The 15,962-nt window shown below is 65.2% G+C and carries 16 protein-coding genes; 6 read left to right on the top strand and 10 right to left on the bottom strand.

What is annotated here, in order from left to right; all coding sequences use genetic code 11:
- Nucleotides 1-90 precede the first annotated feature (90 nt).
- A complete protein-coding gene (locus FOB72_RS01005; RefSeq protein ID WP_150370833.1) occupies nt 91-1,149 on the bottom strand; it encodes an NAD-dependent epimerase/dehydratase family protein in 1,059 nt (352 codons plus the stop codon).
- Nucleotides 1,150-1,159: 10 nt separating this feature from the next.
- Between FOB72_RS01005 and FOB72_RS01000 the strand changes: the two genes are divergently transcribed.
- Nucleotides 1,160-2,215, top strand: a complete 1,056-nt coding sequence (locus FOB72_RS01000) for a CDP-6-deoxy-delta-3,4-glucoseen reductase (RefSeq protein ID WP_150370832.1) — start codon at nt 1,160-1,162, stop codon at nt 2,213-2,215.
- A 257-nt stretch (nt 2,216-2,472) separates the two neighbouring features.
- A complete protein-coding gene (locus tag FOB72_RS00995) occupies nt 2,473-3,660 on the top strand; it encodes an acetylornithine transaminase (protein WP_150370831.1) in 1,188 nt (395 codons plus the stop codon).
- 74 nt (nt 3,661-3,734) lie between these two features.
- On the opposite strand, the gene FOB72_RS00990 is transcribed toward FOB72_RS00995, so the two are convergent.
- From FOB72_RS00990 to FOB72_RS00960, 7 genes are all read right to left on the bottom strand, one after another.
- Entirely contained in the window at nt 3,735-4,451 is a 717-nt protein-coding gene (locus FOB72_RS00990) for an ABC transporter ATP-binding protein (protein WP_150370830.1), read from the bottom strand.
- A 23-nt stretch (nt 4,452-4,474) separates the two neighbouring features.
- Complete coding sequence (locus FOB72_RS00985) at nt 4,475-5,251, bottom strand: ABC transporter ATP-binding protein (RefSeq protein ID WP_150370829.1); 777 nt, start codon at nt 5,249-5,251, stop codon at nt 4,475-4,477.
- A 17-nt stretch (nt 5,252-5,268) separates the two neighbouring features.
- Entirely contained in the window at nt 5,269-6,423 is a 1,155-nt protein-coding gene (locus FOB72_RS00980; protein ID WP_150370828.1) for an ABC transporter permease subunit, read from the bottom strand.
- Between the two features lie 13 nt (nt 6,424-6,436).
- Nucleotides 6,437-7,372 (bottom strand): branched-chain amino acid ABC transporter permease, encoded by a 936-nt coding sequence (locus tag FOB72_RS00975; protein ID WP_109580222.1) that lies wholly within the window; start codon nt 7,370-7,372, stop codon nt 6,437-6,439.
- Between the two features lie 215 nt (nt 7,373-7,587).
- Nucleotides 7,588-8,793, bottom strand: coding sequence for a branched-chain amino acid ABC transporter substrate-binding protein (locus tag FOB72_RS00970; protein ID WP_150370827.1), 1,206 nt, complete (start codon nt 8,791-8,793; stop codon nt 7,588-7,590).
- Nucleotides 8,794-9,304: 511 nt separating this feature from the next.
- The gene (gene ispH, locus FOB72_RS00965) at nt 9,305-10,264 is read right to left on the bottom strand and encodes a 4-hydroxy-3-methylbut-2-enyl diphosphate reductase (RefSeq protein WP_150373688.1); all 960 of its coding nucleotides are present in this window, start codon (nt 10,262-10,264) and stop codon (nt 9,305-9,307) included.
- 23 nt (nt 10,265-10,287) lie between these two features.
- Nucleotides 10,288-10,776 carry a peptidylprolyl isomerase gene (locus FOB72_RS00960; protein WP_150370826.1) on the bottom strand — a complete coding sequence of 163 codons (489 nt, stop codon included), beginning with the start codon at nt 10,774-10,776 and terminating at the stop codon, nt 10,288-10,290.
- Between the two features lie 94 nt (nt 10,777-10,870).
- Here FOB72_RS00960 and radC point away from each other — a divergent pair, with 94 nt between their 5' ends.
- The 4 genes from radC (at nt 10,871) to nadB (ending at nt 13,905) form a co-directional block, all read left to right on the top strand.
- On the top strand, nt 10,871-11,587 hold the full coding sequence (gene radC / locus FOB72_RS00955; RefSeq protein WP_150370825.1) for a RadC family protein: 717 nt from the start codon (nt 10,871-10,873) through the stop codon (nt 11,585-11,587).
- Between the two features lie 147 nt (nt 11,588-11,734).
- Nucleotides 11,735-11,968, top strand: a complete 234-nt coding sequence (gene rpmB, locus FOB72_RS00950) for a 50S ribosomal protein L28 (RefSeq protein WP_006575661.1) — start codon at nt 11,735-11,737, stop codon at nt 11,966-11,968.
- Between the two features lie 13 nt (nt 11,969-11,981).
- The gene (gene rpmG / locus FOB72_RS00945) at nt 11,982-12,152 is read left to right on the top strand and encodes a 50S ribosomal protein L33 (protein ID WP_010814980.1); all 171 of its coding nucleotides are present in this window, start codon (nt 11,982-11,984) and stop codon (nt 12,150-12,152) included.
- A 127-nt stretch (nt 12,153-12,279) separates the two neighbouring features.
- Nucleotides 12,280-13,905 (top strand): L-aspartate oxidase, encoded by a 1,626-nt coding sequence (gene nadB, locus FOB72_RS00940; protein ID WP_150370824.1) that lies wholly within the window; start codon nt 12,280-12,282, stop codon nt 13,903-13,905.
- A gap of 19 nt (nt 13,906-13,924) precedes the next feature.
- On the opposite strand, the gene nadC is transcribed toward nadB, so the two are convergent.
- Both nadC and nadA read right to left on the bottom strand, forming a co-directional pair.
- Nucleotides 13,925-14,788 carry a carboxylating nicotinate-nucleotide diphosphorylase gene (gene nadC, locus FOB72_RS00935; protein ID WP_150370823.1) on the bottom strand — a complete coding sequence of 288 codons (864 nt, stop codon included), beginning with the start codon at nt 14,786-14,788 and terminating at the stop codon, nt 13,925-13,927.
- Nucleotides 14,785-15,948: a quinolinate synthase NadA gene (gene nadA / locus FOB72_RS00930; protein WP_150370822.1), complete on the bottom strand. Its 1,164-nt coding sequence runs from the start codon at nt 15,946-15,948 to the stop codon at nt 14,785-14,787. Before nadA ends, nadC begins: the two co-directional genes overlap by 4 nt.
- Nucleotides 15,949-15,962: the final 14 nt, after the last annotated feature.

The raw sequence follows: 15,962 nt of genomic DNA, 5'->3' as shown, positions 1-15,962 counted from the left end.
CAGCGCCGCGCACCGCTCCTGTATAGACAGCGGAGGACTACGCAAGCGTCGTGCCACCGTCCCGGTCGCCCGGGACGGTTAGAGCGCGGACTACGCGTCGAAGAACGACCGCACGGTCGGATACCGCAGCTGCACGCGCAGCTCGCGCTTGAGCCGCCGGTTGTCCAGCCGGCGCGACTCGCTCATAAAGCTCAGCAGCGTGGGATCGATGACCTCGCGCGCATGCTGGCGCGTGATGCGCGGCGGACGCGGCAATCCGCGCCGGTCGGCCACGAGGTCGAAGTAGTCGGCCATGCGCAGTTCGGTGTCGTCGCTCGCATGGACCACGCGCTGCGGCCGGCCGCGCCATAACGCCGCGATCATCGTGCGCGCGAGGTCGTCGGCGTGAATATGGCTCGTGTACACGTCATCCTGCGGCGCGAGCGCCGGTGTGCGCTTGTTGAGGCGCGCGATCGGCAGCCGGTCCGCGGCATAGATGCCCGGAATGCGCACGATACTCGCGCGCCACCCCGCATCGCGGCCAAACGCCCGGACCGAGCCCTCGGCCGCCACCCGGCGCCGCGCCCGCGCGGTCTGCGGGCGCACCGTATGAAACTCCTGGACGCGCGCGCCGCCGCGGTCGCCATACACGCCGGTCGTGCTCGCGTAGACGAGCACGCCGGCGGGCGTGTGCGCCCCGGTCGGCAAGGACGCCCGATGCCAGCCCCGCTCGGGTAGAATGACGGGCTCGTCGCCGTTCCGCCAGGCGCCGCCCGCACGGGCCCGGCGCCACGCAGTCCGGCGCAATGCGGCCAGCAGCGCACGTGTGCGTGGATCGCCCTCGCCCTGCCCCGGTGGCGGCGCAAGGTCGAGCACGCGGCCAGCGAGGCCTCGCAGCCGCGCGAGCGTGGCGGGCCGGTCGAGATCCGCCACGAGCGGTACGGCGCCCGCCTCGCGCAATGCCTCCCGCCGCGCGGGCTGCGATGTCATCGCGAACACGCGCATGCGTGCCGCCAGCATGCGCAGGCAGCGCGTCCCCACGTCCCCGCACCCGACGATCAGCAGGCGCGGACGACCGAGGCGCCTCGGCCTGGCCGCGGGGAACGACGCGGACGAGGAAGACGACAACAAAGAGGACGTTGCCGCAAGCGGCGACAGAGTTTGGCTCATAGATCCGATTATGGCTTATCAAGTAACCGTCATGCCCAGTGGCCACAAGTTCGAAGTGGCTGCTGACGAAACCATCCTCGGCGGCGCCCTGCGCCACAGCATCGGCCTGCCGTACGGCTGCAAGAACGGTGCGTGCGGCTCGTGCAAGGGCCGCGTGATCGACGGCACGTTCGAGCAGGGAGATCATGCCGCATCGGCACTGACGGCGCAGGAGAAAACCGAGGGCCGCGCGCTGTTCTGCTGCGCGAATGCCACGTCGGACATCACGATCGAATGCCGCGAGGTGCATGGCGCCGGCGACATCCCCATCAAGAAGATTCCCTGCCGCGTGCAGACCATCGAGCGCCTGGCCGACGACGTCGTGTCCGTCCGCCTGCAGCTGCCCGCCACCGAGCGCATGCAGTTCCTGGCCGGCCAGTACGTCGAGTTCCTGCTGCGCGACGGCAAGCGCCGCAGCTATTCCATCGCCACCGCGCCGCACGAGGAAGGCCCGATCGAACTGCATATCCGCCATATGCCCGGCGGCGCGTTCACCGACTATGTGTTCGGGGCCAGGGAAGGCGCGCCGGCGATGAAGGAGCGCGACATCCTGCGCTTCGAAGGCCCGCTCGGCAGCTTCTTCCTGCGCGAGGACTCGGACAAGCCGATCATCCTGCTGGCCTCGGGTACCGGCTTCGCGCCGATCAAGGCCATCGTCGAGCATGCCCGGTACACGGGCATCGACCGCCCGATGACGCTGTACTGGGGCGGCCGTCGCCCGCGCGACCTCTATATGCACGCGCTGTGCGAGCAGTGGGCGCGCGAGCTGCCGAACTTCCGCTACGTGCCGGTGGTGTCGAACGCGGCCGACGAAGACCAGTGGACCGGCCGCACGGGCTTCGTGCACCAGGCCGTGATCGCCGACCATCCGGACCTGTCCGGCCACGAGGTCTACGCGTGCGGCGCGCCCGTCATGGTCAACGCCGCGCGGCAGGATTTCACGGCCCAGTGCAAGCTGCACGAGGACGCGTTCTTCGCCGATTCGTTCACGTCCGAGGCCGATCTGCACGCCCCGGGTGCGGCCTGACCGGCGCGCCGGCCGTTCCGCCGACACAACAATGCCACCGGGGTCTGACAAATTTCGTTTTGACACCGGGACGCATGCGCCTTATATTGGCCGCCATGAACCAACGACGCAACCGACGCCAATCCCGTACGTTGCCCCTCTCCGGGGTGCCACGCGGCTGATCGTCGACAGCGTTTGTTCAGGTCAACGAGCCACGGGCAGCCCCCGTGGCTTTTTGTTTTTTGTTCATCGTTTCATGCCGACCCCAGGAGTCCGCCATGGCATTTGCTGAGTATCCCGTCCAATCCCTGATGTACATCACCAACCGTCCCGAGCTGGTCTTCACCGAAGGCAAGGGATCGTGGCTGACGGATCACAACGGCAAGCGCTATCTGGATTTCGTACAGGGCTGGGCCGTGAACAGCCTCGGCCATTCCAACGAAGGCATGATCGCCGCGCTGGAAAAGCAGGCGCGCAAGCTGATGAACCCGAGCCCCGCGTTCTACAACGAACCGATGCTCAAGCTGGCCCGGCTGCTGACGGACAACAGCTGCTTCGACAAGGTGTTCTTCGCCAACAGCGGCGCCGAGGCCAACGAAGGCGCGATCAAGCTCGCGCGCAAATGGGGCCAGAAGCACAAGGGCGGCGCGTTCGAGATCATCACGATGGACCACAGCTTCCACGGCCGCACGCTCGCCACGATGAGCGCGTCGGGCAAGGCCGGCTGGGACAAGATCTTCGCGCCGCAGGTGCCGGGCTTCCCGAAGGCCGAGCTCAACGACCTGGCGTCGGTGGAAGCGCTGATCAACGACAAGACCGTCGGCATCATGCTGGAGCCGGTGCAGGGCGAAGGCGGCGTGATTCCCGCCTCGCGCGAATTCATGCAGGGCCTGCGCGCGCTGGCCGACAAGCACAAGCTGCTGTTCATCGTCGATGAAGTGCAGACGGGCTGCGGCCGCTGCGGCACGATGTTCGCGTACGAACTGTCGGGCGTGGAGCCGGACATCATGACGCTCGGCAAGGGTATCGGCGGCGGCGTGCCGCTGGCCGCGCTGCTGTGCAAGGCCGACGTCGCGAGCTTCGAGGCCGGCGATCAGGGCGGTACCTACAACGGCAATCCGCTGATGACCGCGGTCGGCGCAGCGGTGATCGAGCAACTGCTGGCACCGGGCTTCCTCGAGGACGTGCGCGCCAAGGCCGGCTACCTGCGCGAGCAGCTGCTGGCCCTGACCGCCGAGTTCGGCCTCCAGGGCGAGCGCGGCGACGGCCTGCTGCGCGCGCTGATGCTCGGCAAGGACATCGGCCCGCAGATCGTGGAAGAAGCACGTGACATGGGTCCGGAAGGCCTGCTGCTGAATTCGCCGCGCCCGAACCTGCTGCGCTTCATGCCCGCGCTGAATGTCACGCGTGAAGAGATCGACCAGATGATCGGCATGCTGCGCACGCTGCTCAAGAAGCTGGCCTGATCTCCGCTCAGCCCCTCGGCCAAAGAAAAAGCCCCGCATACGCGGGGCTTTTTCATGGTCGCTGGCGCCGTGGATCACTCGCCCAGATACGCCGCGCGGACCTTCGGATCGTCGAGCATCTGCTTCGCGTCGCCGCTCATCGTGACCAGACCCGACTCCATCACGTAGCCGCGGTGCGCGGCCTGCAGCGCCAGGCGCGCGTTCTGCTCCACGAGCAGGATCGTCACACCCTGCGCCGACACCGTGCGCACGACCTCGAAGATCTTCTCGACCATGATCGGCGAGAGACCCATCGACGGTTCGTCGAGCAGCAGCAGCTTGGGCTGGCTCATCAGCGCGCGCGCCATGGCCAGCATCTGCTGCTCGCCGCCGGACATCGTGCCCGCCAGTTGGTTGGCACGTTCCTTCAGGCGCGGGAACGTCTCGAACATGCGGTCGATATCGGCCTTGATGCCGGCCTCGTCGTTGCGCGTGTACGCCCCCATCTGCAGGTTTTCGGTAATGGTCATGCGCGCGAACACGCCGCGACCTTCCGGCACCATCGCGAGACCCTGCTTCAGCAGCGTGTAGCTGGGCACGCCCTTGATGGACTTGCCCAGGTATTCCACGTCGCCGCCCGCCCAGCCCTGGAGGCCTGTAATGGCCTTCATGGTGGTGGTCTTGCCGGCGCCATTGGCGCCGATCAGCGTGACCAGTTCGCCGTCGTGGATCTCGAGGTCCACGCCCTTGACGGCCTGGATGCCGCCGTAGGCCACTTTCAGGCCGGAAATCTTCAGTACTGTCTGTTTCATCTCGATTCGCCTCCGCGTGTCGGTCAGTGCGCCGAGGCGCCGAGGTAAGCCTCGATCACCGCGGGGTTGCTCTGCACTTCCTGCGGCAGGCCCTGCGCGATCACCTTGCCATAGTCCAGCACGGTCAGGCGGTTGCACAGCCCCATCACGAGCTTCACGTCATGCTCGATCAGCAGGATCGTCTTGCCGTCGCTGCGGATCTTGTCGAGCAGGCCGCGCAGTTCCACCTTCTCGGTGGCGTTCATGCCGGCCGCCGGTTCGTCGAGCGCGAGCAGCTTGGGCTCGGTGGCCAGCGCGCGCGCGATCTCCAGGCGGCGCTGGTGGCCGTACGAGAGATTGCGCGAGGTGAAGTTGGCGTACTTGCCGATGCCGACGTAGTCGAGCAGGTCGTGCGCCATGTCCTCGATGCCCTCTTCCTCGCGCCGCACCGAAGGCGGACGGAAGACGGCGCCGAAGATGCCGGCCTTCGATCGCACATGGCGGCCGACCATCACGTTCTCGAGCGCGGTCATGTCGCCGAACAGGCGGATGTTCTGGAACGTGCGGGCGATGCCGGCCTTGGCCACTTCATGCACGGCCGTCGGCTGGTACGGCTGCCCGCCCAGCACGAACTCGCCGGAGTCCGGAGTGTAGAGGCCGGTGATCACGTTGAAGAACGTGGTCTTGCCCGCGCCGTTCGGACCGATCAGGCCGTAGATCTCGCCGGGCTTGATCTGCAGGCCCACTTCGGACAGGGCCTGCAGGCCGCCGAATCGCTTGTTGACCCCCTGTACCGACAGGAGGAATTCGTTGTTGCTCATGTGTCTTCCTCCTTCGTTCACAGACGGCCGATGCTGCCGGCACGGCGCACCACCGGGCGATCTTCCTTGCGCGGGGACGGCCAGATACCGGCCGGACGGAACAGCATCACCGCCACGAGGGCCAGACCGAACAGCAGCTGGCGCAGCACTTCGGCGTCGACGATCACGTGGCCGAACAGGCCCGTCTGCATCGGTTCCGCGACGACGCGCAGCAGTTCCTGGAAGCCCACGAGCAGGATGCCGCCCAGGATCACGCCCGGGATATGGCCCATGCCGCCGAGCACGACGATCGCGAGGATGTAGATCGACTCCCACAGCGTGAACGATTCCGGCGACACGAAGCCCTGGAACGCGCCGAACACCGCGCCCGAGGCGCCGCCGAACGATGCGCCCATGGCGAACGCCAGCAGCTTCATGTTGCGCGTGTTGATGCCCATCGCCTTGGCCGCGATCTCGTCTTCACGGATTGCCACCCAGGCGCGGCCGATACGCGAGTTCTGCAGACGCAGGCAGATGAACACGATCACGATGACCAGGAACACCAGCAGGTAGTAGTACATGAACACCGGCGTGAACTTCATGCCGAAGATTTCATGCGACTTCGAGAAGTCGAACCCGAAGATGTGGACCGGGTCCACGCCGGTAATGCCCTTGGGGCCGTTCGTGATGTTCACCGGACGGTCCAGGTTGTTCATGAAGATCCGGATGATCTCGCCGAAGCCCAGCGTCACGATGGCCAGATAGTCGCCGCGCAGTTTCAGCGTCGGCGCGCCCAGCAATACGCCGAACGTCGCCGCCACCGCGATCGCGATGGGCAACACCAGCCACATGGTCAGGTGGATGCCGTTGGGGAACAGCGCCTGAATCGCTTCGAACTGGTTCGCCAGGTGCGGCGAGCCGAGCAGCGCCATGCAGTAGGCGCCCACCGCGTAGAACGCGATATAGCCCAGATCGAGCAGGCCGGCAAAGCCGACCACGATGTTCAGGCCCAGCGCCAGCATGATGTAGAGCAGCGCGAAGTCGAGCACGCGCACCCAGTAGTTGCCGCCGAACGTCTGCACGAAGAACGGTGCGCACAGGGCGATCACGAGGAAGCCGAGCAGCGCGGCCAGCGTCTTTGCCGGAACTTTCGACGGCGCGGCGACGGCCGTGGATGGAATCGGGGTATTCATGGATTCGCTCTCCTCAGGCACGGTCCGCGACACGTTCGCCCATGATGCCGGACGGACGGAACACGAGCACGATGATCAGTACGATGAACGCAAAGACGTCCTGGTAGTTCGAGCCGAACACACCATTGGTCAGGTCGCCGATGTAACCGGCGCCCAGCGCTTCGATCAGGCCCAGCAGCATGCCGCCAACCATCGCGCCCGCGAGGTTGCCGATGCCGCCCAGCACGGCCGCGGTGAACGCCTTCAGACCGGGGATAAAGCCCATGTAGAAGTGTGCGTTACCGTAGTTCGTCGCCATCATCACGCCTGCCAGCGCGGCGAGCGCGGCGCCGATCATGAACGTGGCGGAGATCACGAAATTGGGGTTCACGCCCATCAGGCCCGCCACCTTCTGGTTCTCGGCGGTCGCGCGCATCGCGCGGCCGAGCTTGGTGCGGTTGACGAGGGCGAGCAGGCCGGACATGACCATCACGGCCATGCCGATGATCACCATTTCCTTGCCGGTGATCGTCGCGCCGGTGGAACCGATGTCGATCGGCTCAGAAGGCAGCAGCTGCGGGAAGGTCAGCGGGTTACGCGACCAGATCAGCATCCCCATGGTTTGCAGAATGATCGAGACCCCGATCGCGGTGATGAGCGGCGCGAGGCGCGGCGCATTCCGCAACGGTCGATAGGCGACCCGTTCGATGGTGTACGAGAGTACCGCGCACACGGGCATGGCGATCAGCGTGGCGATCACCAGCGTCAGCCATTCGGGCAGTCCGGGCGCGAACTTCTGCAGCCCCAGGATTGCGGACAGCGCGGTCAACGCGCCAATCATCAGCACATCGCCATGCGCAAAGTTGATGATGCCCAGAATGCCGTAGACCATGGTGTAGCCCAGTGCGATCAGCGCATAGATGCTGCCGAGCACCAGACCGTTCACGATCTGCTGGATAAAGATATCCATGAAAACTCCTGCTTCAGCTCCGGTTCGGCTGGCATGGTTGGCATGCCACGAACGAGGAGGTCGTCGATGATGGGTTTGGTGGTGTAAATATAGGCGGGTGTGCTGCGCCCGTCCGCTCCCATCCTTGTAAGGATGCCAATCGCGTACGACGGACTAAAAAGAACGGCACCGCAAAGTACTCACGGTGCCGTTCGTCGGGGCCGATAAGCCCGGTATTACATCTTCACGACGTCGAGGACGGACTTCTTCTTGTCCTTGTACTCGTACAGCGTGATGGTGCCTTCCTTCATGTCGCCCTTCTCGTCGAAGGCGATGTTGCCGATCACGCCCTTGTAGTTCGTCTTGGGCATTTCGGCCAGGATGGCGGCGGGCTCGACCGAGTTGGCGCGCTTCATGGCGTCCACGATCACGTTGACGGCGTCATACGTGAACGGCGCGTAGATCTGCACCGGCGCGTTGAAACGTGCCTGGTAACGCTTCTCGAAGTCCGCACCGGTTTCCATCTTCGACAGGGCCAGACCGGCTTCCGAGCAGATGATGTTCTGCACGGCATCGCCAGCCAGCTCGGCCACCTTGTCGGTACACACGCCGTCGCCGCCAACGATCTTCGACGCGATGCCGAGTTCCTTGGCCTGCTTGGCGAACGGACCGCCCGTGGCGTCCATGCCGCCGTACATGATCACGTCCGGCTTCTTGCCCTTGATCTTGGTCAGAATGGCCTTGAAGTCGGTGGCCTTGTCGTTCGTGGCTTCACGTGCCACGACGTTCACGCCGGCAGCCTTCGCGGTCTTCTCGAACTCGTCGGCCAGACCCTTGCCGTAAGCGGTGGCATCGTCAACGATGGCCACGCTCTTGGCCTGCAGGCTCTTGGCGGCGTAGTTGGCCAGTGCCGGACCCTGCTGGGCATCGGTCGCCACCACGCGGTACGTGGTCTTGAAGCCTTGCTTCGTGTAGTCGGGGTTTGTCGAGGACGGCGAGATCTGCACGATGCCGGCATCGCTGTAGATCTTCGAGGCGGGAATCGACACGCCCGAGTTCAGGTGGCCGACCACGGCCACGACCTTGGCATCCACCAGCTTCTGGGCCACGGCGGTACCGGTCTTCGGATCGGCGGCGTCGTCTTCGCCCACCAGTTCCAGCTTGATCTTCTTGCCGCCGATTTCGAGGCCGGCCTTGTTGGCTTCCTCGACGGCCAGGCGCGCGCCGTTCTCGTTGTCCTTGCCAAGGTGGGCAATGCCGCCGGTCAGCGGAGCCGCGTGGCCGATCTTGACGACGACTTCGCCGCCGCCCGCCGCGGGCGCTGCGGCCGCCGCAGGCGCCGATGCCGCGGCATCGGCAGGCTTTTCTTCCTTCTTGCCGCAGGCTGCGACCAGCGCCACTGCAGCCGCGATCGGCAGAATCTTGGCAAACGTGAATTGCATGAGTGATCTCCTAGGATTCACAAAAACAGGGGAGAACTGGACCCTCCCGAACGCTCCCCTGTACAGCCTTTGTTTAGTTTCAATTTGAAACGCCGCGCATTGTATCCCCTTTTTTTGCGGATGCAATATGCGACGCAACAACCTGAACCTTTTTCCCATCAATTGCGCTAGGGAATTTCCCCAATGCACAGATTGGGGCAATCTAAGCCCACCGGATGGACCCGCCGCATAGCTATCAAGAATCGTGCCCGGAGCGTGAAAAGTGGCATTAAAGCCGCGCGTCGCGCACCTCATAATAGACACGGTTTTAAATAGGCATTTATTTCTGATTTAGCAATGCCTCTCCAATGTGCATAATGTCTGGCCGCACCATAATAGGGAAAACCCGTGATTGCGGGATTACCCTGATATTGTCTGGCTGTATGCACATCGGCACACCCGATGGCAGAAATACGAGGCGAAAAAAAACGGCACCATAAAGGTGCCGTTTTTTGCGGGTTTCAAACGCGTCTCAGACCGACACGCTTGCCAGGCCCCGCGGCAGCGGGAAGGACATGTTCTCCTCCACGCCATCCAGCGCGCGCACCGAGCGCGCACCGAGCGCGCGCAGGCGCTCGACGATCGCCTGCGCCAGGGCCTCGGGGGCCGAGGCGCCCGCGGTCAGGCCGATGCGGCGCTTGCCGGCGACCCACTCGGGCTGCAGCTGGGCGGGATCGTCCACCATGTACGCCGGCACGCCGAGGCGGTCCGCGAGTTCGCGCAGGCGGTTGGAGTTCGAGCTGTTGGGGCTGCCCACGACGATCACCACCTCGACCTGCGGCACCATGAACTTCACGGCGTCCTGGCGGTTCTGCGTGGCATAGCAGATATCCTGCTTCTTCGGCTCGCGGATCTCGGGGAAGCGCGCCTTCAGCGCGTTCACGATCTCGGCGGTCTCGTCGACGGACAGCGTGGTCTGCGTGACGTAGGCCAGCTGGGCCGGGTCCTTGACCTCGAGGCGTCCGACGTCCTCGACGGACTCCACCAGCAACATGCCGTGCTCCGACTGGCCCATCGTGCCTTCCACCTCGGGGTGGCCGCGATGGCCGATCATGATGATCTCGCAACCCTCGGCGCGCATCTTGCCCACTTCCACGTGCACCTTGGTCACGAGCGGGCACGTCGCGTCGAACACGGTCAGGCCGCGTTCCACCGCGTCGGCACGCACTTCCTTGGACACACCGTGCGCGCTGAAGATGACCGTCGAACCGGACGGCACCTCGTCGAGCTCGTCGACGAACACCGCACCCTTCTGGCGCAGGTTCTCCACGACGTAGGCGTTGTGCACGATCTCGTGGCGTACGTAGATCGGCGAACCGAATCGCTCGAGCGCGCGCTCGACGATCTCGATGGCACGGTCAACACCGGCGCAGAAACCGCGCGGCTGAGCGAGCAGGATCTCCGCATCGAGGGCGGGCTGATTGTCGAGCATGGGACGTTCCGCAACGGTGGACATCAGAGAATTCCGATCAACTGGACATCGAACAGGATCGTCTGTCCGGCCAGCGGGTGATTGAAGTCGAACAGCGCGGCAGTCTCGCCGAACTCCTTGAGCACGCCGGCGTAGCTACCGCCGCCCGGCGCATTGAATTCCACGAGATCGCCCGGCGAGTAATCCTCCTCGAACGAGCTGTTCTCGCGCAGCGTCGCCAGCGAGACCCACTGTAGCAGTTCCGGATTACGCGGACCGAACGCGTGCTCGGGCGCGAGCCGATACGTCATGCGCTCGCCCTCGGGCATGCCGAGCAGCGCCTGCTCGAGCATGGGTGCGAGCTGGCCCTGTCCAAGCAGCAGCGTGGCGGGCTTCTCTTCGAAGGTGCTCACCACTTCGGTACCGTTTTCAAGGGAAACACTGTAGTGCAGGGTCAGGAAGGAGTCCGCCTGGACGGTCTTGCGGCCCGCCAGGCCGCCCTCCGCTTCCGACGCAATATTTTGCAAATTCATGGGTGATCAACCGGTCAACAACCCGTATTGTATGCGACTGGACCAACTGACGCCGACCGACGCACCCATCGCCGATCCGCCAAGGAGCCGATTCATGCCGATTACCGACTGGCCCGTCAGCGAACGGCCCCGCGAAAAGCTGCTGCAGGCGGGCGCCGCCACGCTCTCCGACGCCGAATTGCTCGCCGTGTTCCTTCGCGTCGGCGCGGCCGGCAAGACCGCCCTCGACCTGTCCCGCGAACTGATCGGCAGCTTCGGCTCGCTCACCCAGCTATTCGCCGCCGATCCCGCGCGCCTGGCCGCGTTCAAGGGCATGGGCCAGGCCAAGTTCGCGCAGCTGCAGGTCGTGCCCGAACTGGCGCGCCGCGCGCTCGCCGAATCGCTGCGCGCGCCCCGCCCGCTCGGCACGTCCCGGGCCGTACGCGACTACCTGCGCCTGACGCTGTCCCAGTTGCCGCACGAAACGTTCCACTGCCTCTATCTGGACACGCACCACCGGCTGATCGCCAGCGAGGAGCTGTTCCGCGGCTCCCTGCGGCAGACCCGCGTCTATCCCCGCGAGGTCGCGCGCCAGGCGCTGTTCCACAATGCGGCCGGCGTGATCGTCGCGCATAATCACCCCGGCGGCGCGGCGGCGCCCAGCCGCAGCGACGTCACCACCACCCGGCGGCTGGCGCGCGCACTGGGCACGCTCGACATCGACCTGCTCGATCACTGCATCGTGGCCGGCAACGCCGTCTACTCGTTTGCCGAGCACGACCTGATGCCGGGCCCGGATGTGCCGCCCAGCGCACGGCACCACACTCCCTGACGGAAAAGCGCAGAAGACGTTGATTCCCCTTGCGCTTCCGGTCTATAATGCTCGTTTTGCTGAAGTCTCAACCGCTGCAGTCCGGGCCGCGCGCCTTTTGTTGATCTGTTGCGAACATTGTCCACGAAAAAGATTTAGGAGTGCTTCATGGCACGCGTCTGTCAAGTGACCGGGAAAGCGCCGATGGTCGGCAACAACGTTTCCCACGCAAACAACAAGACCAAGCGCCGTTTTCTGCCCAACCTGCAGAACCGCCGCTTCTTTGTTGAATCGGAAAACCGCTGGGTGAGCCTGCGCGTCTCGAACGCCGGTCTGCGCCTGATTGACAAGAAAGGCATCGACTCCGTGCTCGCAGACCTGCGCGCACGTGGCGAAGTCTAATTAGGAGTCCAACATGGCCAGCAAAGGCGGACGCGACAAGATCAAGCTGGAATCGACCGCAGGTACGGGTCATTTCTACACGACGACCAAGAACAAGCGCACCATGCCGGAAAAGATGGAGATCATGAAGTTCGATCCCGTCGCCCGCAAGCACGTCGCTTACAAGGAAACCAAGATCAAGTAATTGATCCTGCTTTCGCGAAGAACCCCGCTTCATGCGGGGTTTTTTGTTTTCTGGCGCCGGTATGGGGCATTGCGCGTACACTTGCCAGTTTCCTTCTTGCCACGCGCCCCCGCGCGATACCTGCACCATGAATTATGACGTCGCGATCGTCGGCAGCGGACTGGCCGGTCTGACCGTCGCCCTGCAACTGGCCGAGACTCACCGGGTGGCGATGCTCACCAAGCGCGCGATGACGCAGGGCGCGAGCGACTGGGCGCAGGGCGGCATCGCCGCGGTACTGGACTCCGGCGACAGCTACGACGAACACACGCAGGACACGCTGGTCGCGGGTGCGGGCCTGTGCGATGAAGGTGCGACGCGCTTCATCGTGGAGCACGGCCGCGACGCCATCCAGTGGCTGATCGACCGTAGCGTCCCGTTCACGCGCGACGATCAGGCCGAGCTCGGATTCCACCTCACGCGCGAAGGCGGACACAGCCATCGCCGCATCATCCATGCCGCCGACGCGACGGGCCATGCCGTGGTCACGACCCTCGCCGAGCAGGCGCGCCGGCACCCGAACATCACGATCATCGAAGACCAGTTCGCGATCGACCTGATCACCGCGGAGAAGCTCGGCCTGCCCGGCAACAAATGCTACGGCCTGTACGTACTCGACGACGCGACGGGCGAGGTGCGCACCATCACGGCCACGCACACGGTGCTCGCGGCCGGTGGCGCGGGCAAGGTCTACCTGTACACGACCAATCCCGATACGGCGACCGGCGACGGCATTGCGATGGCATGGCGCGCGGGCTGCCGCGTGGCGAACATGGAGTTCATCCAGTTCCATCCGACCTGCCTCTATCACCCCTACGCGAAGTCGTTCCTGATCTCGGAAGCGGTGCGCGGCGAAGGCGGCCTGCTGAAGCTGCCCGACGGCACACGATTCATGCCCGACCACGATCCGCGCGCGGAACTCGCGCCGCGCGACGTGGTGGCGCGCGCGATCGACTTCGAGATGAAGAAGCGCGGCCTCGACTGCGTGTACCTCGATATCACGCATCAGCCGCCCGAATTCCTCAAGGAGCATTTCCCGACGATCCACGCGCGCTGCCTCGAACTCGGCATCGATATCACGCGCGAGCCGATTCCGGTCGTGCCCGCCGCGCACTACACGTGCGGTGGCGTGGTGACGGATACGGCGGGCCGCACCGATCTCTCCAATCTCTACGCGGTGGGCGAGACGGCCTGCACGGGCCTGCACGGCGCCAACCGGCTGGCATCGAATTCGTTGCTGGAATGCATCGTGATCGGCCGCGCGGCCGCCGCCGATATCGCCTCGCAGGACAAGGCCGGCGCGCCCGATATCCAGTTGCCCGCCTGGGACGAGAGCCGCGTATCGGATGCCGACGAGGAAGTCGTGGTGTCGCACAACTGGGACGAGCTGCGCCGCATGATGTGGAACTACGTGGGGATTGTGCGCACGGACAAGCGGCTCGAACGCGCGCAGCACCGCATCGGCCTGCTGCGCGAGGAGATCGCCGAGTACTACGCGAATTTCCGCGTCACGCGCGATCTGCTCGAACTGCGCAACCTCGTGGAGGTGGCGTCGCTGATCGTTGACAGCGCGTACTCGCGGCACGAGAGCCGCGGCCTCCATTTCAGCCGCGACTATCCCGATACCCTGCCGAAGGCGCTGCCGACCGTGCTGCAGCCGCTGACCCGCCGCGCGGAAGCGCACCGCAACGGCAAGCAGAAGATCAGCCGATAGAAGTTCGGCCGATAGAGGTTCAGCCGATAATACGCAGCGAGTAGTCGGTCGCGCGGACGTCCTTCGTCAGCGCGCCGACCGAAATGCGGTCCACGCCCGTCTCCGCGAACCTGCGGATGGTATCGGCGTTCACGTTGCCCGACACTTCCAGCAACGCGCGGCCTTCGTTGACGCGCACGGCCTCGTGCATCATCTCGACGGTGAAGTTGTCGATCAGCACCGAGGTCGCGCCGGCGGCCAGCGCCTCTTCGAGCTCGGCGATCGACTCCACCTCGACCTGCACGGTCGCGTCGGTATCGAGCGCGAGCGCGGCCTGCATCGCAGCCGTGATGCTGCCCGCCGCCGCAATGTGGTTTTCCTTGATCAGGATGCCGTCATACAACGCCAGCCGCTGGTTCTCGCCGCCGCCGATCTTTACCGCGTACTTCTGCGCGAGGCGCAGCCCCGGCAGCGTCTTGCGCGTGTCGAGCACGCGTGCGCGCGTCCCGTCGATCAGATCGGCATAGCGCCGCGTGGCGGAGGCCACGCCGGACAACAGCTGCAGGAAATTCAGCGACGGCCGCTCGGCCGTGAGCAACGCGCGCGCGGGACCCGTGATCTCGCACACCACGTCGTCGGGCGACATGCGCGCGCCCTCCTCCTTGAACCACCGCACCGCAAGCCGCGCGTCCACGGCCTGCATGCAGGCGTCGAACCACGGCTGGCCGCATAACACGGCAGACTCGCGCACGATCACGCGCGCGTGGGCGGCCTTGTCCGCCGGCACCAGCAGGCCGGTCAGATCGCCCGTTCCCACATCCTCCGCGATGGCCGCGGCCACGTTCTGCGCGAGCGCCGCGCGCAGCGCGGGGCCATAACTGTCGAATACCGGATTCGCGCTCATGCCGGACCCACTCCCTGGAACAGCTGCGACTCGCGCGCGAGATCGGACGATGGGCGCACGTTCGCCTTCTGCTTCGCGGCGAAATCGAGCATGCGGTCGATACACGTATAGGCCTGGCGGCCGATCTCGGGATCGACGTGAATCTCGTTGTGACCCTTCTCGAGCACCTCGGCGAGGTTCGAGAGCGCGTTCATCGCCATCCACGGGCAATGCGCGCAGCTCTTGCACGTCGCGCTGTTGCCGGCGGTCGGCGCCTCGATGAAGTGCTTGCCCGGCGCCGCCATCCGCATCTTGTGCAGGATGCCGTTGTCGGTCGCCACGATGAACTCCTTCGCGTCGAGCTGCTGCGCGGCGGTGATCAGCTGCGTCGTCGAGCCGACCACGTCCGCGAGCGCCACCACGTTGGCCGGCGATTCGGGATGCACGAGGATCTTCGCGTTCGGATGCTCCTTGCGCAGCAGATCGAGTTCGATGCCCTTGAACTCGTCGTGCACGAGGCACGAGCCCTGCCACAGCAGCATATCCGCGCCCGTCTGCTTCTGGATGAAGCCGCCGAGGTGCTTGTCCGGTGCCCACAGGATCTTCTCGCCGCGCGCATGCAGATGCTCTACGATCTTGAGCCCGATGCTCGAGGTCACCATCCAGTCCGCCCGCGCCTTCACGGCCGCGCTGGTGTTCGCATAGACGACCACCGTGCGGTCGGGATGCGCATCGCAGAATGCCGCGAAATCGTCGGCCGGACAGCCCAGGTCGAGCGAACAGGTCGCATCGAGGTCCGGCATCAGGATGGTCTTCTCGGGGCTCAGGATCTTGGCGGTCTCGCCCATGAAGCGCACGCCGGCCACCACGAGCGTGGTCGCGGGGTGCTCGCGCCCGAAGCGTGCCATCTCGAGCGAATCGGACACGCAGCCGCCCGTTTCCTCGGCCAGATCCTGCAGATCGGCATCGACGTAGTAGTGCGCCACGAGTACCGCGTTGCGCGCCTTCAGCAGGCGGCGAATACGGTCCTTGAGCGCGGCGCGCTCGTCCTGCGACAGCACCGGGGGCACCTTGGCCCAGGCATGCGCGACGCAGCTCGTGCCGGCGCTGTCGTCATCGGTCAGGATCGGTTTCTCGAACTCGACGGTCTTGAGCGCTTGGGAAGTCGTTTGTGGGGTCATGTCTGCGGTACTCC

The organism is Cupriavidus pauculus, from assembly GCF_008693385.1.
In the GTDB taxonomy this organism is placed as follows: domain Bacteria; phylum Pseudomonadota; class Gammaproteobacteria; order Burkholderiales; family Burkholderiaceae; genus Cupriavidus; species Cupriavidus pauculus_D.
This window is presented reverse-complemented; position numbering and strand designations above follow the sequence as displayed.